Below are 19,489 nucleotides of genomic sequence, written 5' to 3' on the forward strand. Positions count from 1 at the left end.
GCATGTCTACTTTTGTGCGCACTTTTTTCGACCACAGCCGCCACATACTGCTGGTAAACGATGTTGCCCAGTTGCTCGATGTTCTCGATTTCGAGGGCAGCGAGGGCCTGAGCGAAGTGTTCAACTACCGGATTGAATTTACCTGTAGCGACCTTGATATCGCGGCCCAGACCCTGCTCGGGCAACAGGCCAGTTTCAGCCTGTTCGGTGCGCCGCCAACCCGAGGCTACCCGGCGTTCGGCCTGCCCGAGACCGGGCCCCTGCGGGTCTTGAACGGGGTGGTCAGCGGCTTCAAACGGCTGTCCGGCTCCCGCGATGAAGGCCGTTACCAAATCACCCTCGAACCGCGTCTGGCGCTGCTGGGTCGCGGCCGGCAATTTCGCATCTACCAGTACCAGACGGTGCCGGAAATTGTCGAAAGCATCCTGCGCAGCCGTCACGACTTCCGCGGCCAGGATTTTTTCTTCAACCTGGTGCGTGAATACCCCAAGCGCCTGCAAGTGCTGCAGTACGACGAAAGCGACCTGGCCTTTATCTCGCGGCTGCTGGCCGAGGTGGGCATCTGGTACCGCTTCACCCGCGACGAGCGCCTGAACATCGACGTGGTGGAATTTCACGATCACCAGCGTTTCTACCAGTTCGACGTCGAGGTGGATTACCTGGCGCCTTCGGGCATGAGCAGCAGCGGCCATGACAGCGTCTGGGGGCTGCAGTCCAGCCACCAGGTGGTGGAGCGCCACGTCAACATCCGCGCCTATGACCCGCGCAACATCCACGCCCGTCTCGACGGCGAACTCGACCAGACCCGTGGCGCCGGCGGCACCTACGGCGAGGCCTACCACTACGCCGAGCCCTACACCGAAATGGGCGACCGCTACGCCTTTGACGAAGACCTGCAAACCGAAAGCGGCTACTTCTACGCGCGCATCCGCCACGAACGCTACCTCAACAGCCGCACCCGGCTCAGCGGCATCAGCAGCAGCGTCACCCTGGCGCCCGGCCAGGTGCTGACCATCAACGGCGGCCCGCCCCAGGCCTTCCTGCCGCGGATAGTCATCACTCGAGTCATCACCCGGGCGGCCCGCGACCGCAGCCTCGAAGTCAGCTTTGAAGCCATCCCGTACTCGCAAACCCTGTGCTTTCGCCCGCCGCTCGAGCCCAAGCCACAGATCGCCGGCACCGTCCCGGCGCGGGTCACCAGCCCGCAACAACACTACCCCTACGCCCACATCGACCTCGAAGGGCGCTACAAGGTCAACTTCCTGTTTGACCGCGACAGCTGGAAACCCGGCGCCGAAAGCCTGTGGCTGCGCCTGGCCCGGCCCTATGCCGGTGACACCCACGGCCTGCACCTGCCGCTGATTGCCGGCACCGAAGTGGCGGTGGCTTTCGAGCAGGGCGACCCCGACCGGCCATACATCGCCCACGCCTTGCACGACAACCAGCACCCGGATCACGTGACGCTGGGTAAACGCGACTACACGCGCAACGTGTTGCGCACGTCAGCCAACAATAAGCTGCGCATGGAAGACCTGCGCGGGCAGGAGCACATCAAGCTCAGTACCGAGCACAGCGGCAAGAGCCAGCTGAACCTCGGGCACCTGGTCGATGCGCAGAAGCACAAGCGCGGCGAAGGCTTTGAGTTGCGCACCGATGGGCGAGGGGCGATCCGCGCTGGCAGCGGCATGTTTATCAGTGCCGACGCGCAGCCCAAGGCCCAGGGCGAGGTGCTGGCCATGCAATCGGCCACCAGCCTGGTGCAGGGTGCGAAACAGCAAATGGCCGACTGGCAAATCATCGCCCGGGCCCACCACAGCCCCCCGCCTGCCGTTGACGGTCTGCAGCAGTTTCAGCACAGCGCCAAAGAGCTCGACGCCCCGGCGATTCTACTCAGCGCCCCCAAGGGCATCGGTGCAGTGACCCCCGCCAGCCTGCTGCTCAAAAGCGGCGACGCGCTGTATGTGCAAAGCAACGACGAAATCAACCTGGCCGCCGCCCAGCGCCTGTCTCTTCATGCCAACCAGGCCATCTCGCTGCTGGCTCAGCAGGAAGGCCTGCGCCTGGTGTCCGGCAAGGGGCCGCTGGAAATCGAATCCCACGGCGACGTGTTGAATCTGATTGCCCAACAGGACATCACCATGCAGTCGGTTCAGGGCCATCTGCAACTGACGGCCAAGAATGGCATCACTCTGGGCTGTGGTGGTGCCTATATCCGTATTACGCCGCAAGGCGAGATCCAGATCCATGGCCCGGGGGTGATCAGCGTTAAAGGGCAGCACCGCCTGAATCCGGCAACCAGTGAAGAATTTCCCCTTCCTGAGTTACCCGGTTCGGTGTGCAAGGAGTGCCTGAAAAAAGCCACTGCCGCGGCACAGGGCTTTGTGTCCCGAGGGGCACAAGCATGAGTTCTGTTGATCGGGGTACCTGGATCGAGCTGTTGGAGGTTTGCTGCGCACACGTCAGCATCACCAGCCTGGATATCATTATTGATCAGGCCGCCGTTGACACCGCGTTACTCCCCAGTGTTCTGAGTGTCGAGCCTTCGTTGCCATGGCACTCATTATTCACCGGGATGCCGGAGGCCGGCCTGGAGGATGAGGCGCCATTGCTGGTGCGGGTCGATCTGGCGCAGCCCCTGCAGCGCCAGTGGCTGGTGGGGCTGGTGCAAGCGCTGGGTGGTCGTTCGCAGTTGCTGGTGTTGGCATCCCTGTGGCCTTTTCAGCTCGTGGCCGACCATCTCGGACGCTGCCTGGAAGCGAGTAATGGTGGCTGTTCCGGCCTGTTGCGCTACTACGATCCGCGTCTGTTTCCGTTGCTTTTCAGTCATGTGCTTGAACCCGAACAACAGCAGCAATTGTTGCGTCCGGCGGTCTTCTGGAGCTGGCTCGATCGCGACGGTCTTGCCGAACGGCTTTTGGGTGCCCCCGAGACCCCTGAATGGCCCGAAGACTTCGCCCCCATTGAACTGAGCGACAGCCAGCTGGAAACCCTTTGCTGCGCCAGCGATGCCACGCTGGCGATGTTGAGTCTTGCCGATGCCTTGCCGTGTGAAGGGGGCGCAGAAGAGCGCTTTCAGATTTGCTTCGCGGCAATGCTGGACGCCACCCGGGACGGGTTGCTGCTGACTGCGCAACGCGAAGCCTACACCCTGGAAAGGTTGCGCGAGCTCAGTGCGCACTGCCCAGGACAAAACAGGAATTGAACCTTATGCCCGGATCCAGGGACGGCAGGTATCGCAGCGTCTTGCTCGGTACGCTAGTTGGCGTTTTGCTCGTGCAAAGCGCTCAGGCCAGCACGCTCGAAGCCATCAATCACACCCACTGGGCCATTAACCGCTTCAGTGTGGACGGCCGTTCGGGTATCGACATCATCGGCCCGTATCAAGGTGGCGGCGGAGGTTGCTGTTACAGCGCGCCGTCGCGCTGGCAGCCAGGGCTGACGGTTAGAGTTGACTGGGAGACAGGAGTCGGCAGCTCCGAGGGTTTTCCGGGGTTTGCGGATCGGGAAAAATACTACACCTGGCTTGACAACATCGATGCCCAAAAACGCCAACTCAGCAAAGTAGTCCCCGTCCCCGACTACACCGGCCAAAAAGTCTGCGGCCTGACCGTGCATTTTCTGCCGTGCGATGAGCTCCAGGTCACTACGTCCTGCTACGCCTTCGGCAGCCCCGAATATCCGATCAAAACCCCGCTGCACTTGCCGGAGCCTCAGTCATGTCCGCAATAAAAAGCCGTTTGCTCGCCAGTATCTGCGCCATGGTCGGGGCTGTGCTCGTGCAAAGCGCTCAGGCCAGCACACTCGAAGCCATCAATCACACCCATTGGGCCATTAACCGCTTCAGTGTGGACGGCCGTTCGGGCCTCGACATTATCAGCCCGTACCAGGGTGGCGGGGGAGGTTGCTGTTACAGCGCACCGTCGCGCTGGCAACCGGGGCTGACGGTGCGTATTGATTGGGAAACGGGGGCGGGCAGTTCAAAGGGATACCCCGGAACTGGAGATTGGCCAAAGTTTTTAGCCTGGAAAAAGTCAATAGAAGCCCAAAAACGCCAACTCAGCAAAGTAGTCCCCGTTCCCGACTACACCGGTCAAAAAGTCTGCGGCCTGACCGTGCACTTCCTGCCGTGCGATGAGCTCCAGGTCACTACGTCCTGCAACGCCTTCGGCAGCCCCGAATACCCGATCAAAACCCCGCTGCACTTGCCGGAGCCTCAATCATGTCCGAAGTGAAACATGCCGGTGTCTGGCTGCCGCCACCGTTTCCGCTGGAAGGGCGTTTGCCGCGCCGTGTCGAACAGGTGCAACAGAATATCCTGCGTCAGTGCGAGCAGGAACGGGGCTATCAGGATGCCCTGTGTTTGGCGGCCGGTTACCGGGTCACGCCGCCGTGTTGCAAAACCCTGCATATCAGCCTGTTCTTCGACGGCACCGGCAATAACCTCAACCACGATCTGTACGAGGCCGGTACGCCGCACCCGACCAATATCGCGCGGCTGTTTCGCGCCACGGTCGGTGACGGGCATGCCGGTGGTACCGCGCACAGTGACAGGGCCGGGCGCCTGATCGATGCGGCAGGCACCGGCAATGGCCAGTACTTCAAGTACTACATGCCCGGCGTGGGGACGCCGTTTGCCGAGGTGGGCGACCTGGATTACACCACCCTGGGCCTGGCCGGCGCCTGGTTTGGCGAAGAGCGGATCAACTGGGGCTTGCTGATGCTGATCGATGCCCTGCGCCGCACTCTGGGTCTGCCGCGACTGGACAACGCGAGCCTGCAGGCGGCGGTCAGGGCCATGGGCACCTTGCCCGGGCTGGAGTTCGTAAACGGCCAGGCCAACCGTGCCGGCGTGTTTAACAAACAGCTCAAGCTGATTGAAAAGCCGTTGCGCCAGGCACTGGAACAGCCGCACCCCGGCGCTCCGAAGCTGTTGGGCATCAAGCTGTATGTCTATGGTTTTTCCCGGGGGGCGGCAGCAGCGCGGGCCTTTGTCAGCTGGTTGAACGAGCTGATGCGTCAGCGTCCGTACCTGAAACTGGACGATTTGCAGATCCCCCTGAGCGTGGAGTATCTGGGGCTGTTGGATACGGTGGCCTCGGTAGGCATTGCCGACATCGTGCCGGTAGCGAACGGCCATATGAGCTGGGCCGACGGCAATCAGCAGTTGCCCGGTGGCGGGCTGGTCAAACGGTGCCTGCACCTGTTTGCCAGCCATGAACAACGCCTGTGTTTTCCGCTGGAGTCGATCCGTCGCGAGAGCGGTGGTTACCCGGTGAACAGTGTGGAAGTGGTCTATCCGGGAGTGCATTCGGATCTTGGGGGAGGGTATCCGCCTGGGGATCAGGGGAAGGCCACTGGTGAGAATGATGGGCTGTTGCTGTCGCAAATCGCGCTAAATGATCTGTATGCAGATGCTTTTGCTCACGGGGCGCCCTTTAAAGTCCCGAAAGAGTCGTTACCAATCGGGTTGCGTCATGAGCTATGGCGGGCGATGGAATTTGATGTAGTGAAAGGGTTCGATATTGCTCAGCCCCTGGTCACCCGCTTCAACGCCTGGCGTCAGCTAACTCTGGATCTGCCCCCTGTTTCCCAACCGCTACCCATTGAGCAAACAGAACGCTATCAACCCCTCACGTCCACCAGCACCCTGGAACAGGCCGCCCGTGAACAGCTGGGCTGGATCACCGCCTGGCGCATCGACCGCTATGCCTTTGCCAGTTTGCAGCAGCAGGCTTTCTACCGTGAGGCGAGTGATACCCAGGCGGACAAAGCGGTGCGCGAGCAAGCCAGGAGCGCGCGCAACAAAAAACAGGCAGAAGTCGCAGAGAGCCGCCTCCAGCAATTGGCCCGCGAGCGTTTCGGGCGCGAACCAAAAAAACCGCTGGCACCCGGAGTCAAGGATTTCGATGCGGACATCGGCCAAACCCAATTGCGCGAAGCTGCCGAAGAGTTCGGTGCGGCCTACCGCGACCCCGAGCATCTGGTCTCCAGCCTGAGTCGATTGCTACCGGCCTACTCCCCGGCGGTGATCGTTTTGCAGATCATCACCGTCGATGCGCGTATCGAGTACCAGCAGATGAAAGCGGCCGGGCGGGCCAGGGTCAGCCAGCTGTTTCCACCACCGGCTGGCTACCATAATCATCCAAACGAAAAATACCGTGGCCCGGTAGACGAAACCGCCAACGCAACACAGCCGGCGGGGCTGTTGCGTGCACTGTTCGACGATCAGGTCCACGACTCCCGGGCCTGGTTCCTCTATGCGTTCGGGCGCGAACCGATGGGCAGTTATTTCCGTGAGCGCATGGTGTTCTTCGGCGACGCCGGCAGAAGGGAGATCGCGCTGAACTCTCAAGCGCAAGCGACGATGCTCGCCGGGCCCACGCCCTTGCCGGCTCCGGGACCTGCGGTTGTCATGGATGCACAACGAATGGCACAAGCCCAGCAAGCCATCGATACGCACTGGGCAGCCCAGCATGCCAAGGTCGGGGAGGCAAACGATGCTCAGGCCTGAGTCTGTCTTTCGCCGCCCGGCGTCAGGAGTCAAAACCATGTCCAGCGCCATGAAGTGCCGCGCAATTATTGCCTGCGCCTTGGCCACGGCTGTGCTCGTGCAATGCGCTCAAGCCAGTACACTCGAAGCCATCAATCACACCCACTGGGCCATTAACCGCTTCAGTGTGGACGGCCGTTCGGTTATCGACATCATTGGCCCGTACCAGGGTGGCGGGGGAGGTTGCTGTTACAGCGCACCGTCGCGCTGGCAGCCGGGGCTGACGGTGCGTGTTGATTGGGAAACAGGTGTTGCTTACGCCGATGGCTTTCCCGGTTTTGCTGATAGACCCAAGTATCTGGCGTGGGTTAAAAAAAATGATGCATTAACGCGAAAGCACAGCAAAGTAGTCCCCGTCCCCGACTACACCGGCCAAAAAGTCTGTGGCCTGACCGTGCATTTTCTGCCGTGCGATGAGCTCCAGGTCACTACGTCCTGTGATGCCTACGGCAGCCCCGAATACCCGATAAAGACCCCGCTGCACTTGCCGGAGCCTCAGTCATGTCCGCAATAAAGAGCCGTTTGCTCGCCAGAATCTGCGCCGTGGTCGGGGCTGTGCTCGTGCAAAGCGCTCAGGCCAGCACGCTCGAAGCCATCAATCACACCCACTGGGCGATCAACCGCTTCAGTGTGGACGGCCGTTCGGGCATCGACATCATCGGCCCGTACCAGGGAGGCGGGGGAGGTTGCTGTTACAGCGCACCGTCGCGCTGGCAGCCGGGGCTGACGGTGCGTGTTGATTGGGAAGCGGGTGTGGCTTACGCGTATGACTCTCCTGGCTATACCGACTGGCCTAAATACTTAACTTGGGTTGAAAAGATCGACGCGCAAACTCGCCGTCTCAGCAAAGTAGTCCCCGTCCCCGACTACACCGGCCAAAAAGTCTGCGGCCTGACCGTGCATTTTCTGCCGTGCGATGAGCTCCAGGTCACTACGTCCTGTGATGCTTTCGGCAGCCCCGAATACCCGATAAAGACCCCGCTGCACTTGCCGGAGCCTCAGTCATGTCCGCAATAAAGAGCCGTTTGCTCGCCAGAATCTGCGCCGTGGTCGGGGCTGTGCTCGTGCAAAGCGCTCAGGCCAGCACGCTCGAAGCCATCAATCACACCCACTGGGCGATCAACCGCTTCAGTGTGGACGGCCGTTCGGGCCTCGACATTATCGGCCCGTACCAGGGGGGCGGGGGAGGTTGCTGTTACAGCGCACCGTCGCGCTGGCAGCCGGGGCTGACGGTGCGTATTGATTGGGAAACAGGTGCGGGCAGTTCAAAGGGATACCCCGGAACTGGAGATTGGCCTAAGTATTTGGCGTGGGAGGCGGAGATTGATTCTCAAAAACGCAAACTCAGCAAAGTAGTCCCCGTCCCCGACTACACCGGTCAAAAAGTCTGCGGCCTGACCGTGCACTTTCTGCCGTGCGATGAGCTCCAGGTCACTACGTCCTGCTACGCCTACGGCAGCCCCGAATACCCGATCAAAACGCCACTGCACTTGCCGGAGCCTCAATCATGTCCGAAGTAATGTGCAGCCTATATCTGGAGATGTGGCGATGAAACCGGTGATCCGTCAGGGAGACACGTTAAGAGAATATGGAGGCGAAGTGCTGGAGGGACATTACGAGTGTCACGGCAAGCCGATTGCCTGTCAGGGCGATGCGGTGCACTGCAATCTGCACGGCCGGACCGAGATCGCCGAAGGCAGTGATCTGCTGCATATAAATGACCGGCCGGCGGCATTGCACGGTCATCGCAGCGCTTGCGGCTGCACGCTGGTCAGTTCCATGCCAGACAGTCTGGTGGCTTCATGAATACCGCGCCCGAATTTGCCGCCTATCCCGTGGCACCGGCGCCGGTGTATTCGCGCTGGTTGGCATGGGCTGTTGCATTGCTGGTGCTGTCGGGCAGTGCCGGTGTGGCTTTGGGTTCGTTTATCGAGCCGCGCATGGCGGTTGTCGGTGGCGCTTTAACAGTGCTGCTATGGATGCTGGCCCTGCTGTTGCGCGTGGTGTATGTGCGCTTCAATCGGCATAACGCACTGTGTTATGCCGAGGCGGCGCAGCAAGTAAGTGAGGCCTGGTGGAAGCGCCATAGAGAGAAGGTCGCGCTGGTGGAGTCTGTGCTGTTAGGCGCGACATGTACCAAATCGCAACACGGGCTGCAGTTGTTCAGTCCGGCCCATCGGCCTCCCTTACCGGCTAAAACCGACGAAGGTCATACGATTCGCCTGGGTCAGGTGTTTGGGAAAGATGTCGCCGAACGTGAGTGCAATCTGGCGATTTTGCTCGCTCTACAGTGGCAGCAGCAGCGCACTGATGATTCAGCCTTTGAGCCATTACGTTGCTACTGGCAGGGTTCACTGGCGGCCTGGCAAGCATTTGTCGAGCAGATGGCACGGTGTTCGGCGCAGGTTCATCTGCCCGAGCGGCCCGAACCGTGGCAGGGAATGCAGAGCCTGGATGCGCTTATAGATCAATTGCAGGGGGCTCCAGCCAGCGCCCGCATTCTCTGTGCCGGTTGCCAGTCTTCGCCTTTGCAGCCGCAGAGCCGCTTGCCGGCAGGCGAAGCCGCAGTGTTATGGGTGCTTGGCCCGGAAGGCGGCGTAGGCTTTTCTCGAGGCGAATGGTTTGCGGCAGATACGGACTCCCTCCCTGCGGTCGCCAGGCGAGCGCTACAACAGAGCGAGCTGGCGGCACCCACGCCAATCTGCGTGTCGTTTTCTCAGCCGAATGTGCCTGATCTGTCTGCGACCGGCTGGAACACCAGGCAGCACGTGCAAGACGCCAATTTTGGCCTCCTGGACAGCCTGCAGGCCATGGTCGTCCAAACGCTGGCTGCCTGGTATGTCGAGCAGCATCAGGAGCCTTGCGCCTGGCTGGCGAACGACCCTCATCACACTCTGGCCCTTGGAATCGTGCACCCCCATGACTCAAACAGTTGATTCTCCAAAAATCTCACCCTGGAGTACGGCCTTACTGGTTGCCGTGATCCTGGCGGTGCTGGTGGCTGCGGGCGCGATGATCTGGTGGTGGTTGATGGAGCCCCGGGTCAGCAGTCGTGCCGTCATGCAAGAACTGCTGCTTAAGGGCTTGTCGCTGTGGGCCTTATTGTTCGGTATGGCACTCATTACCTGGCAGATTGTACTGCGCGGGATCCGCAAGCTGGTATACGGCTCCCGGTGGTCGCCATTGTCACTTCCCGAGGAACCGGATACGCCGGATCACCAGTCGCAGTTAACTCAATATCTGCGAACCCGATACGGCCTCTTCTGGCGCTATAGGGTCCGGCTGTTGCTGGTGGTGGGTGAGCCGGCAGAGATCAAGGCCGTGGCCCCGACCCTGGCCGCGCAGAAGTGGTTGCAGGGGCAGGGCTGTGTGCTGTTGTGGGGTGGCAGCGCGCTGCTGGCCACAGAGGCATTCCAGCGCAATTGGGCCGGGCTCAGCCGCTGGCGTGCCCTGGACGGGGTGGTCTGGGCACTGACTGCGGAGCAGTCCGCCGATGACGGGGCAATCATCTCGGGGGCACGGCAGTTGCAAAGCCTGGCCCGCAGCCTGCACTGGCAGTTGCCGTTGCACCTGTGGCAGGTCTGCGCCAGTGCCTGGCCGCAGCCCTCGCGCAAGCTGCAGCAGGTTGGTTGCTGGTTGCCGGCACAAGACAGCGCCGCAGCCCTGGAGACTTCGCTCAATAACCTGCTTGAGCCTTTGCGGCGCGAAGGGCTGGAGCAGATGCACACCGACATGAGTCACGATTTTTTACTGCGCCTGTCGCGGGATTTGCAGGCCGGGGGCATTGCCCGCTGGCGGCGCACCCTGGCGCGGCTGGCTGGCGATTGCGGCCGTGGCCTGCCGGTGCGCGGGTTGTGGTTCAGTCTGCCGCTGGCGGCCCCGAGCCATGAATCGAAACATGACTGGCTGGCGCCTGCGGCGTGGCACGGGGTGCTGGGCGACAGGGCCGGGCGCCGGCGGCTGGGCTGGAGCGCTCCGCGCGCTGCTTATGCTCTGGCGCTGGGTTTGGCACTGGTGTGGGGCGCGGGGTTGTTGCTGTCGTTTGTCAGCAACCGGGTGCAGATCGCCCAGGTGCAAAGCTCGTTGGCGGCGTTGCAGCAGCCGGGCAATGCGGACCAGCAACTGGGTGCGTTCAACGATCTGGTGCGTGAGCTGGCACGTCTGGAGTACCGCGCCAGGCAGGGTGTGCCCTGGTATCTGGGGTTTGGCCTGAGCCAGAACCAGAGCCTGCTGGATGCCCTGTGGCCGCACTATGTCGAGGCCAGCAAGGGCTTGCTCCGTGACCCGGCGGCGGCCAGTCTGCAGCACCGGCTCACAGCCTTGATCCGCTTGCCGGCGGGCAGCGAGCAGCGGGCCGAACAGGCCCGGGGCGCCTATGAACACCTGAAGGCGTACCTGATGCTGGCGCGCCCGGAACAAGCCGATGGCGGTTTTCTGCGCCAGGCGCTGGGCCATGGTCAACCGCTGCGTGACGACGTGTCGCCGGGGCTCTGGCAAGCGCTGGGGCCGGGCCTGTGGCAGTTCTATGGCGACCATCTGGCGGCGCATCCGCAGTGGGCAATCGCAGCCGATCCGGGGCTGGTGGCCCAGGCGCGCCAGGTGCTGCTGGGCCAGTTGGGCCAGCGCAATGCCGACACTCACCTGTACCGTCAGGTGCTCGACGCGGCGGCCCCGCACTACCCTGATCTGAGCTTGCAGCAGATGGTGGCTGAAACCGACGCCGCGGCGCTGTTCTCTACTGCGGCGCGGGTGCCAGGGGTGTTCACCCGCCAGGCCTGGGACGGTCAGGTGCGCCGGGCGATTGAGCAGATCGCCCAGACGCGGCGCGAGGAAATCGACTGGGTGCTCAGCGACCGGCAGGCAGAGATCGCCCATGAGCTGACCCCGGAGCAACTGCGCGAGCGCCTCACTGAGCGCTACTTTCAGGACTACGCCAACGCCTGGCTGGATTTTCTCAACAGCCTGCGCTGGCAGCAGGCTGCCAGCCTGGCGCAAGTGATCGATCAATTGAGCCTGATGAGCGATGTGCGCCAGTCGCCACTGATTGCCCTGATGAACACCCTGGCCTATCAGGGACAGGCCGGGACCCGTAGCCAGGCCCTGGCCGATTCGCTGATGAAGTCGGCGCAACAGTTGATGAGTCAGGACAAGGTCGAGGCGATCGACCAGCAAGCCCGGGGCCCGGGCAGCCCGCTGGACGCCACGTTCGGTCCGCTGCTGGGCCTGCTGGGCAACGACCCTGAGGGCAACGCCCAGCGCTTGAGCCTGCAGGCGTTCCTGACCCGGGTTACCCGGGTGCGCCTGAAACTGCAGCAAGTGAGCACCGCGCCCGATCCGCAGGCCATGACCCAGGCCCTGGCGCAGACCGTGTTCCAGGGCAAGAGCATCGACCTCACGGACACCCAGTCCTACGGCAGTCTGCTCGCAGCCAGCCTGGGGGCGCAGTGGAACGGCGTCGCCCAGACTCTGTTCGTGCAGCCGCTGGAGCAGGCCTGGCAACGGGTGCTGCAACCCTCGGCGGCGGGGCTCAACCGTCAGTGGCAGCGGGCGATTGTCAGCGACTGGCAGGCCGCCTTTGCCGGGCGCTATCCGTTTGCCGATACCCATAGCGATGCTTCGCTGCCGATGCTGGGGCAGATGATCCGGGCTGACTCCGGGCGCATCGAACGCTTTCTGCACAGCCAGCTGAACGGTGTCCTGCGCAAGGAAGGCAGTCGCTGGATGGCCGACCCGCGGCATGCCCAGGGCCTGCGTTTCAACCCGCAGTTTCTGGCGGCGATCAACCAGCTGAGCCAGCTGGCGGATGTGATCTATACCGACGGCGGCATGGGCCTGAGCTTCGAGCTGCAGGGCAAACCGGTAAGGGATGTGGTGCAGACCACCTTCATTTTCAACGGTGCCCAGCATCATTACTTCAATCAGCAAGAGTTCTGGCAGCGCTTTAGCTGGCCGGGCAGCAGTGACCGTCCGGGAGCCAGCCTGAGCTGGACCAGCGTGCATACCGGCGAGCGTTTGTTTGGTGATTATCCGGGTACCTGGGGGCTGATCCGCTGGCTGGAGCAAGCCCGGGTCACGCCCCTGAACGATGCAGACAGCCGCTACCGGCTGGAGCTCGATGCCCCGGACGGCCTGGGCCTGACCTGGCACCTGAGAACCGAGCTGGATGCCGGGCCGCTGGCTTTGCTCAAGCTGCGCGACTTCAGCCTGCCGGGGCAGATATTCCTTGGCGAGAGCGACGCCAAAACCCTGTGAAAAGCGACCACATGCTCTGCAATGCCCTGTACACAGAAAGGAAGCCTTGAATGAGCCTGAATACATTGATTACCCAGTGCCTGGGCGAGCGCGACCCTCTGGCCCTGGCCCGCAGCCAGGCCGAACGCTGGCAACCCTGGCTTGAGCCCATCAACGCGGACTCACCCGTGGGGCAGGACCCGGGCTATGACGATGATTTCCAGCGCATGCGCGAGGAGGTCAACAAGCTGTCCGGAGCCGATACCGAACGGGTGGTTGAACTGGCGCACAAGCTGCTTGCCCACAGTTGCAAGGACTTGCGGGTGGCGACTTATTACCTGTGGGCACGGTTGCACAAGGACGGTGAGGCCGGACTTGCCGATGGCCTGAGCCTGTTGGCGGCGTTGCTGGAGCGTTACGCCGCCCAGGTGCTGCCGGTACGGCCCAACAGCCGCAAACTGGCCGTGGAATGGCTGGCCGGGGCCAAGGTGCTGGACAGTCTGTCGCTATACCCCGAGGTGGTGCGCAGCGAGGCCGAACGAACGGTCGCGGCGCTGGCCTGGCTGGAGCACGGGCTTGAAGCCTGGCCCCAGGAACAGCGTCCGGCACTGACGGCGTTGTATGGCGCGTTGGCCGCCCGGTTAATCCGGTCCGGCGGGGTAGATGCGCTGGTGCCGCAGCACAGTGCAGATCACGGCGCCGGCGGACCGGTCGCCACGCCGACCGCCACAGTCATCAAGTCCGGACGCGACCTGCTGGACAGTGGTCGGGCGCTGGCCGGGTATCTGCGCGAACAACCCCACGGCTGGCTGGCGGCCCATCGCCTGATGAAGAGCCTGCGCTGGGACACGGTGCAGCAGGCCCCGCCTCAGGAAGCCGCTGGCAAGACCCGTCTGGCACCGCCGCGGGGTGATTATCGGGCGCAACTCAAGCGCCTGCATCTGCAACAGAACTGGACTGAATTGCTCGATCAGGTGGAGCGGGTATACGCCGAGGGCGTGAACCATTTCTGGCTGGATTTGCAGTGGTACCTGTATCAGGCGCTGAGCAAACAACCGGCGCCTCAGGACCGCTGGGCCGATATCGTCAAGCGTGATCTGGGGATGTTTCTCGAGCGCTTGCCGGGCCTGGAGCTGTTGTTGTGGAGCGACGCAACCCCCTTCGCCGACGAGACCACCCGCGACTGGATCACCCGGCACGTCAGTGGCAATCAGGCGCAGCAATGGCTGCCGGCACCCGTGGCGGTATTGAACAGCCCGGACGCCGAAATTCTGGCGCTGGAGGACGAAGCCAGAGTCCAGGCTGACAGTGACGGAGTGGAGGCGGCGCTGGCCTGGCTGGCGGATCGGCCCGCTGCGCAGACCGGGCGTCAGCGCTGGCTGTTGCGCCTGCTGATGGCGCGGGTGGCAGAGCAATACGGCAAGAGTGACCTGGCCATGCACCTGCTGGCGGAGCTGGACGCTACCGCACAGCAGCACACCCTGGCGGTGTGGGAGCCGCAGCTGCACTTCGAGGTCAAGGCCCGCCTGCTCAAGCAGTTGCGTTTAAAAGCGCAGCGCAGCGATGCCGACAAACCGGCCCTGGCCCGGCGTACCGAATCGCTGCTGGCCGCGCTGGTGGTGATTGATCCAGTACGAGCTGGCGTGCTCTGCGGCCAGGGCTGACGTCGCCACAACCACAGGTCGGCAGACCCCGACTCTCTTTTCTCTGGAATATGTGTGTGAGCATGGACAATTTGACACTGCGCTACTTCGACGCCGAAATGCGTTACCTGCGCGAAGCCGGGCAGGAGTTCGCCGAGGCATTCCCGGACCGTGCGGCCCAGCTCAATCTGGACAAGCCGGGTGCGCAAGACCCCTATGTGGAGCGCCTGTTCGAGGGCTTTGCGTTTTTGATGGGGCGTTTGCGCGAGAAGCTCGACGATGACTTGCCCGAGCTGACCGAAGGTCTGGTCAGCCTGCTGTGGCCCCATTATTTACGGACCATTCCTTCGCTGTCGGTGATCGAACTGGTGCCCGATCTTGTGCAGATGAAGCACAGCGAGCGGATCGCCAGGGGCTTTGAAGTGTTGTCCCGTCCCGTCGGCCCGCAACGCACCCGCTGTCGCTACACCACCACCCAGGACCTGACCGTACAACCGCTGGCCCTGGAGTCGTTGCGCCTGGACTTTGAGGCGGACGGGCGCTCGTTGCTGCGCCTGCGTTTTACCCTCGGCAGGTTGAGCAGCTGGAACCAGATCGACCTGCGCCGGCTGCCCCTGTATCTGAATGCCGACGCGCCGCTGGCCTGCGCCCTGCACCAGGCCCTGACCCTGAACGCGCAGGCATTGTATGTGCGCCTGCCGGAGCAGCAGCGCCAGCCGCTGGAAGGGCATTTTGCGGCAAAGGGCTTCGCCGACGAGGACCGCCTGTGGCCCAAGGGCGACAGTGCGTTCAGCGGTTATCAGTTGCTGCTGGAGTACTTTGGCTTTCGCCAGAAGTTCATGTTCGTGACCCTCTGTGGCCTCGAACAACTGCAGCTGGACGACTCCATGCCCTGGTTTGAACTGGAGGTGGTGCTGCGCCAAGCATGGCCGCAGGAGTTCAGGATCGGCAGCGAGCATCTGCGCTTGCACAGCGTGCCGGTGATCAACCTGTTCCCGCTGGAGGCCGACCCGCTGACCCTGGCTCCCTTGCAGAGCGACTACCTGTTGCGGCCGATGCGGATGCAGGACGGACACACGGAAATTTATTCGGTCGACCAGGTCACTTCGTCAAAGAATGCCGTGCGCCGGGACTATGTGCCGTTCAGCAGTTTTCGGCACAAAGGCGGGATGCTGCGCGACGATGCGCCGGAGCGCTATTTCCATACCCGTTTGAAGCGTTCTGCCAGGGGCCTGCATGACACCTGGCTGATCCTGGGCGGCGACGGCTTCGACAAAGATCAGTTGAGCAGCGGCGACAGCCTGTCGTTGCACCTGACCGGCACCAATGGGCTGCTACCGCGCAAGGCGTTGCAAAGCACCTTGCTCGACACTCTGGTGCAATCGACCCAGAGCGGTTTGCGGGTGCGCAATCTGTGTGCACCGAGCCTGCCGTGCTATCCGCCTGCCGGGGACCGTTTTCATTGGCGGGTGCTCAGCCACCTGGGCTCGAATTTCTTGCCGATGCTCGACAGTGCCGAAGTCTTGCGCGGCACCCTGGCGCTGTACGACTGGAGCGGCTGCGAGCTGAACCGGCGTCGCCTGGAGGCGATAGTCGAGGTTCGTCATCATCTGGTGCAGCGCTTCGAAAAAGGCTATCTGCTGCGCGGGGTGGATATCGAAGTCACCCTCGATGCCAACGGCTTTTCGGGGGAGGGTGACATCAGCCTGTTCGGCGAAATGCTCCATCGCTTCTTCGGCCTGTATGCCGACATTCATTTGTTCAACCAGCTCACGCTGATCCTGCAACCAACCGGAAAGTGCCTGCGATGGAACGAGAACCACAGTCAGCGTATTCCCGGCTGAAAGCCGCCGGGTTGTTGCAAGCACTGGACGGTCGGGTTGCCGAGGCCAATCTGTACCGTTTTTGCCAGTTGCTGGAACAGGCATTACCCGGCCATCGGCCCCTGGGCAGTAGCGCCCATCCGGCGGATGACCCGGTGCGTTTTCGCCCCGATCCCGGGATGGGATTTGCGGCGGGGGAACTGAAGGCTATCGAAACCGACGAGGATCATCCGCAACGTCCGGCCACGGTGCGTACCCGCTTGCTGGGACTGTACGGTGTCGATTCGCCGATGCCGACCAGCTTTGTCGACGATATTGCCCGGCGCCGCGAGGGCCACGAGGCACTGGAGGGATTTCTGGACATTTTCAATCACCGGATATTCACCCAGTTCTATCGCATCTGGCGCAAGTACTCCTATCCGGCGACATTCGAGGCCGGAGGCAGTGATGCAACTTCGCAGTGCCTGCTGGGGCTGATCGGCCTGGGGATCCCCGGCACGGCCCAGCAGATCGCCACGCCGCTATCGCGCTTCCTGGCGCTGCTCAGTGTGATGCGCCTGCCAACCCGTAACGCCGAGGGCATCAGCGCTCTGGTCAAGTTACTGGCCCCCAATACCGAGGCCCGGGTAACCCCGCACTGGCCACAGAAAGTGGCCCTGCAGCAGCCGGCCAGCCTGTCGGCCGGTCACCCGGTGAGCTTGTCCCAGGGCACGCCGCTGGGCAGTGCCGGGCATGACGTCAACAGTCAGTTGCACCTGGGGCTGTTCACCGAGGACCCGGACGAAGCCCGTAGCTGGTTGCCGGGCAATCCGTTGCACAACGACTTGCTGGTGTTGCTGCGGGTGTATCTGGGCTGGCGTTGCACTGCCAAATTGCAGCTGTCGCTACCGTTGCCCAGTCTGCCCCGGCCGGTACTGGGCGGCGCGCCAGTGCTGCTGGGCATGACCGGGGTTCTGGGCGCAGCAGCCCGGCCAGTGGCGGCGGCGCCGATCATCACCATCAATCTGGGCCGTTACCAAGGCCTGCACAACAATCCCCAGGACAGAGAGACGCAGCATGTCACGTACCGTTTTTAATTTATTGCCGGTGGCAGCGCTCGCAGCATTGCTGGGCGGATGCGGGTTGACCCAGGCAGTCAGCGACACCAGCGCTTCCGTGGCCCGGGCGACGTTCTACAAGCAAGTGAAAACCCTGCACCTGGACTTTAACGGGCGGGTGGCGATGAACACCGATCAGGCGGACATGGGGGGCTTGTCGGTACCGGTCATGGTGCGGGTCTATCAACTGCGCGACCCGCGCGCACTGGAGCGGGCCAGTTATGACCGCGTGCTGAGCGATGCCGAGCGCCTGCTGCAGGGCGATCTGCTGGAGCAACGGGCGCTGGTGGTCAAACCCGCAGAGGGGGCACAACTGAGCATGCCGCTGGAGCAGGACGCGCAGTTCGTGACGGTGGTGGCGTTATTCCGTACCCCCGACCGGCAAACCGGTTCCTGGCGCCTGACCCTGAGCCGCGCTGATCTGGACCCGGAACGGTCACGGATGATCGAGCTGGGCAATAACCGGCTGACGCTACAACCGTTGGCGCAGGAGTGAACCATGGGTGAGTTGAACCCTTCGCTTTACGAAATGCTCCTGCAGAATTTCGACGGCGAGCTGGACCTGTATCGCGTCCCGGAGGAAGACCAGCACACCCTGTCAGTGCTGGACAACCTGCAACGCATCCTCAACAGCCGGGCCGGGTCCCTCAGTCACCTGCCGGACTACGGTTTGCCGGACATGGGGCTGACCCTGCAAGGCTTGCCCGCCGCCGCCCACGGGCTGATGGGCACGCTGGTCCAGACTCTGCTCAAGTACGAGCCGCGTCTGGCAGCGCTGAGCATTGAATTGCTGGCGCAGAGCCGGCCGGGTCATCTGGAATATGCCCTGCATGCGCAACTGAAAGAGGGCGGGCGGGTGACTTTCGGCACCACGCTGGCGCCCGCAGGCAAAGTGCTGGTGCGTCACTTGAAGCGGCAGAACTATCTGTCGCAGCTGTAAACCTCACGCAAGGGAAGCAGGATGACGGCGTTATTTGAAATGCGTATTCGCGTGGGCGGTGATCCGCGCGGTTTCAGTGAATTTACTGCCTTGCGCGACGAACTGGCGAGGCTGAGCCATCCGGCATGTCCGGATGTGGACTGGGCCAGGGTCGAGCAGTTATGCCTGTTGCTGTTTCACAACAACGGTGCCGAGCTGCAAACCCTCGCCGCTTTCACCCTGGCCCGCAGCCAGCGCTACGGCCTGGAGGGCATGGCGCAAGGGGTGGTGCTGCTCGAGGCACTGTGCAGCGAATGGCAAGCCCTGTGGCCGCCAATGGCGACTGTGCGCCTGGATCTCCTGGGCTGGCTGTTTGCCCAGTTGCAGCCGTTGTTGCGCTGTCAGGAAATCACCCCGCATCTGCTGCCTGCACTTGAGCGCCTGGACACTGAGCTGGAGCGCCTGGCCAGTCGGCTGGAGAGTCTGGGGCAAGTGCCTCTGGTCACGTTGCAGGGGTTGCGGCATCAGGTTGGCAGCCTGCTACAGCGCCTGCAGCCCAGCACTCGCTCGGGCGCAATTTTACCGCTGTCGACCCTGGTTGCCGAGCCGGCACTGGTGATGCCGGCGGTTCCGGTGGTGATCCTGCCAGCCAGACCGATGCCGCAAGTGCCACCTGCTGCAAGGAGCCGTGTTGCCCTGTGGCTGTTTGCGGCGGTCGCCATCACCGCGCTGACCGGCGGTTTATGGTGGTGGAGCCAGATCACCGCGGCTGAGGCTCAACGCCAGCGCCTGCCCGATACCGTACGCCTGGACAGTCTGTCGCTGTTCGATGCCGGTAGCGCCGAGCTCAAGCCCGGGTCCACCAGGGTGCTGATCAATGCCCTGGACAGCATCAAGGCGCAACCTGGCTGGCTGGTGATGATCGTGGGGCACACCGACACCAGGGGCGACGCCGAACACAACCTGCAACTGTCGTACGCGCGCGCTGCGGCAGTGCGCGACTGGATGCAGCGCATGGGTGACATTCCCGACGACTGTTTTGCGGTTCAGGGAGTGGCCGGCCGGCAACCGATTGCCGGCAATGACACTGCGCCCGGTAGAGCCGCCAACCGCAGGGTGGACATCCATCTGGTGGCGCAGGCCGGTGTTTGCGGGCCGTCTGCCTAGGCGGCAGGTATATCAGGGCGCCTTGCGCCCTCCGGTCCCGCTGCGCACTGATGACGGGA

Annotated in this window: 17 protein-coding genes; all 17 read left to right on the plus strand. The window is 62.9% G+C overall.

All coding sequences use genetic code 11. The features are described from left to right. Positions 1-2: 2 nt before the first annotated feature. From WG29040_RS14020 to WG29040_RS14100, 17 genes are read left to right on the plus strand one after another with little or no spacing between them, the layout of a single operon-like run. Positions 3-2,405 (plus strand): type VI secretion system Vgr family protein, encoded by a 2,403-nt coding sequence (locus WG29040_RS14020; protein ID WP_127196343.1) that lies wholly within the window; start codon positions 3-5, stop codon positions 2,403-2,405. Next, a complete protein-coding gene (locus WG29040_RS14025) occupies positions 2,402-3,202 on the plus strand; it encodes a DUF4123 domain-containing protein (protein ID WP_127196344.1) in 801 nt (266 codons plus the stop codon). Before WG29040_RS14020 ends, WG29040_RS14025 begins: the two co-directional genes overlap by 4 nt. 5 nt (positions 3,203-3,207) lie before the next feature. After that, positions 3,208-3,729, plus strand: coding sequence for a DUF3304 domain-containing protein (locus WG29040_RS14030; RefSeq protein WP_127196345.1), 522 nt, complete (start codon positions 3,208-3,210; stop codon positions 3,727-3,729). Continuing rightward, entirely contained in the window at positions 3,717-4,232 is a 516-nt protein-coding gene (locus WG29040_RS14035) for a DUF3304 domain-containing protein (protein ID WP_127196346.1), read from the plus strand. Before WG29040_RS14030 ends, WG29040_RS14035 begins: the two co-directional genes overlap by 13 nt. Further along, the gene (locus WG29040_RS14040; RefSeq protein ID WP_127196347.1) at positions 4,220-6,511 is read left to right on the plus strand and encodes a DUF2235 domain-containing protein; all 2,292 of its coding nucleotides are present in this window, start codon (positions 4,220-4,222) and stop codon (positions 6,509-6,511) included. Before WG29040_RS14035 ends, WG29040_RS14040 begins: the two co-directional genes overlap by 13 nt. A 37-nt stretch (positions 6,512-6,548) precedes the next feature. Further along, positions 6,549-7,064, plus strand: a complete 516-nt coding sequence (locus tag WG29040_RS14045; protein ID WP_165878360.1) for a DUF3304 domain-containing protein — start codon at positions 6,549-6,551, stop codon at positions 7,062-7,064. Continuing rightward, on the plus strand, positions 7,052-7,567 hold the full coding sequence (locus tag WG29040_RS14050; protein ID WP_127196348.1) for a DUF3304 domain-containing protein: 516 nt from the start codon (positions 7,052-7,054) through the stop codon (positions 7,565-7,567). The genes WG29040_RS14045 and WG29040_RS14050 overlap by 13 nt, the downstream gene beginning before the upstream one ends. Then, positions 7,555-8,070 (plus strand): DUF3304 domain-containing protein, encoded by a 516-nt coding sequence (locus WG29040_RS14055; RefSeq protein WP_127196349.1) that lies wholly within the window; start codon positions 7,555-7,557, stop codon positions 8,068-8,070. The genes WG29040_RS14050 and WG29040_RS14055 overlap by 13 nt, the downstream gene beginning before the upstream one ends. A 28-nt stretch (positions 8,071-8,098) precedes the next feature. Next, positions 8,099-8,356, plus strand: coding sequence for a PAAR domain-containing protein (locus tag WG29040_RS14060; protein ID WP_060693285.1), 258 nt, complete (start codon positions 8,099-8,101; stop codon positions 8,354-8,356). Further along, a complete protein-coding gene (locus WG29040_RS14065; protein ID WP_127196350.1) occupies positions 8,353-9,486 on the plus strand; it encodes a hypothetical protein in 1,134 nt (377 codons plus the stop codon). Before WG29040_RS14060 ends, WG29040_RS14065 begins: the two co-directional genes overlap by 4 nt. Next, the gene (locus WG29040_RS14070) at positions 9,470-12,802 is read left to right on the plus strand and encodes an ImcF-related family protein (RefSeq protein ID WP_256681551.1); all 3,333 of its coding nucleotides are present in this window, start codon (positions 9,470-9,472) and stop codon (positions 12,800-12,802) included. Before WG29040_RS14065 ends, WG29040_RS14070 begins: the two co-directional genes overlap by 17 nt. A 50-nt stretch (positions 12,803-12,852) precedes the next feature. Continuing rightward, positions 12,853-14,445, plus strand: a complete 1,593-nt coding sequence (gene tssA, locus WG29040_RS14075; RefSeq protein WP_127196351.1) for a type VI secretion system protein TssA — start codon at positions 12,853-12,855, stop codon at positions 14,443-14,445. Between the two features lie 56 nt (positions 14,446-14,501). Further along, positions 14,502-16,268: a type VI secretion system baseplate subunit TssF gene (gene tssF, locus WG29040_RS14080; RefSeq protein WP_127196352.1), complete on the plus strand. Its 1,767-nt coding sequence runs from the start codon at positions 14,502-14,504 to the stop codon at positions 16,266-16,268. Further along, a complete protein-coding gene (gene tssG / locus WG29040_RS14085) occupies positions 16,232-17,323 on the plus strand; it encodes a type VI secretion system baseplate subunit TssG (RefSeq protein ID WP_127196353.1) in 1,092 nt (363 codons plus the stop codon). The genes tssF and tssG overlap by 37 nt, the downstream gene beginning before the upstream one ends. Beyond that, positions 17,304-17,840 carry a type VI secretion system lipoprotein TssJ gene (tssJ, locus tag WG29040_RS14090; protein WP_127196354.1) on the plus strand — a complete coding sequence of 179 codons (537 nt, stop codon included), beginning with the start codon at positions 17,304-17,306 and terminating at the stop codon, positions 17,838-17,840. Before tssG ends, tssJ begins: the two co-directional genes overlap by 20 nt. 3 nt (positions 17,841-17,843) lie before the next feature. Continuing rightward, positions 17,844-18,284: a type VI secretion system baseplate subunit TssE gene (gene tssE, locus WG29040_RS14095; RefSeq protein ID WP_127196355.1), complete on the plus strand. Its 441-nt coding sequence runs from the start codon at positions 17,844-17,846 to the stop codon at positions 18,282-18,284. Between the two features lie 21 nt (positions 18,285-18,305). Then, on the plus strand, positions 18,306-19,430 hold the full coding sequence (locus WG29040_RS14100) for an OmpA family protein (RefSeq protein WP_127196356.1): 1,125 nt from the start codon (positions 18,306-18,308) through the stop codon (positions 19,428-19,430). The last annotated feature ends 59 nt before the right edge of the window (positions 19,431-19,489 follow it).

The sequence above is a fragment of the Pseudomonas sp. PAMC 29040 genome (assembly GCF_003994535.1).
Lineage (GTDB): Bacteria > Pseudomonadota > Gammaproteobacteria > Pseudomonadales > Pseudomonadaceae > Aquipseudomonas > Aquipseudomonas paraversuta.

Coding starts and splice junctions, on each gene's coding strand:
- WG29040_RS14020 (WP_127196343.1), top strand. CDS start 3: ATGTCTACTTTTGTGCGCACTTTTTTCGACCACAGCCGCCACATACTG.
- WG29040_RS14025 (WP_127196344.1), top strand. CDS start 2,402: ATGAGTTCTGTTGATCGGGGTACCTGGATCGAGCTGTTGGAGGTTTGC.
- WG29040_RS14030 (WP_127196345.1), top strand. CDS start 3,208: ATGCCCGGATCCAGGGACGGCAGGTATCGCAGCGTCTTGCTCGGTACG.
- WG29040_RS14035 (WP_127196346.1), top strand. CDS start 3,717: ATGTCCGCAATAAAAAGCCGTTTGCTCGCCAGTATCTGCGCCATGGTC.
- WG29040_RS14040 (WP_127196347.1), top strand. CDS start 4,220: ATGTCCGAAGTGAAACATGCCGGTGTCTGGCTGCCGCCACCGTTTCCG.
- WG29040_RS14045 (WP_165878360.1), top strand. CDS start 6,549: ATGTCCAGCGCCATGAAGTGCCGCGCAATTATTGCCTGCGCCTTGGCC.
- WG29040_RS14050 (WP_127196348.1), top strand. CDS start 7,052: ATGTCCGCAATAAAGAGCCGTTTGCTCGCCAGAATCTGCGCCGTGGTC.
- WG29040_RS14055 (WP_127196349.1), top strand. CDS start 7,555: ATGTCCGCAATAAAGAGCCGTTTGCTCGCCAGAATCTGCGCCGTGGTC.
- WG29040_RS14060 (WP_060693285.1), top strand. CDS start 8,099: ATGAAACCGGTGATCCGTCAGGGAGACACGTTAAGAGAATATGGAGGC.
- WG29040_RS14065 (WP_127196350.1), top strand. CDS start 8,353: ATGAATACCGCGCCCGAATTTGCCGCCTATCCCGTGGCACCGGCGCCG.
- WG29040_RS14070 (WP_256681551.1), top strand. CDS start 9,470: ATGACTCAAACAGTTGATTCTCCAAAAATCTCACCCTGGAGTACGGCC.
- tssA (WP_127196351.1), top strand. CDS start 12,853: ATGAGCCTGAATACATTGATTACCCAGTGCCTGGGCGAGCGCGACCCT.
- tssG (WP_127196353.1), top strand. CDS start 16,232: ATGGAACGAGAACCACAGTCAGCGTATTCCCGGCTGAAAGCCGCCGGG.
- tssJ (WP_127196354.1), top strand. CDS start 17,304: ATGTCACGTACCGTTTTTAATTTATTGCCGGTGGCAGCGCTCGCAGCA.
- tssE (WP_127196355.1), top strand. CDS start 17,844: ATGGGTGAGTTGAACCCTTCGCTTTACGAAATGCTCCTGCAGAATTTC.
- WG29040_RS14100 (WP_127196356.1), top strand. CDS start 18,306: ATGACGGCGTTATTTGAAATGCGTATTCGCGTGGGCGGTGATCCGCGC.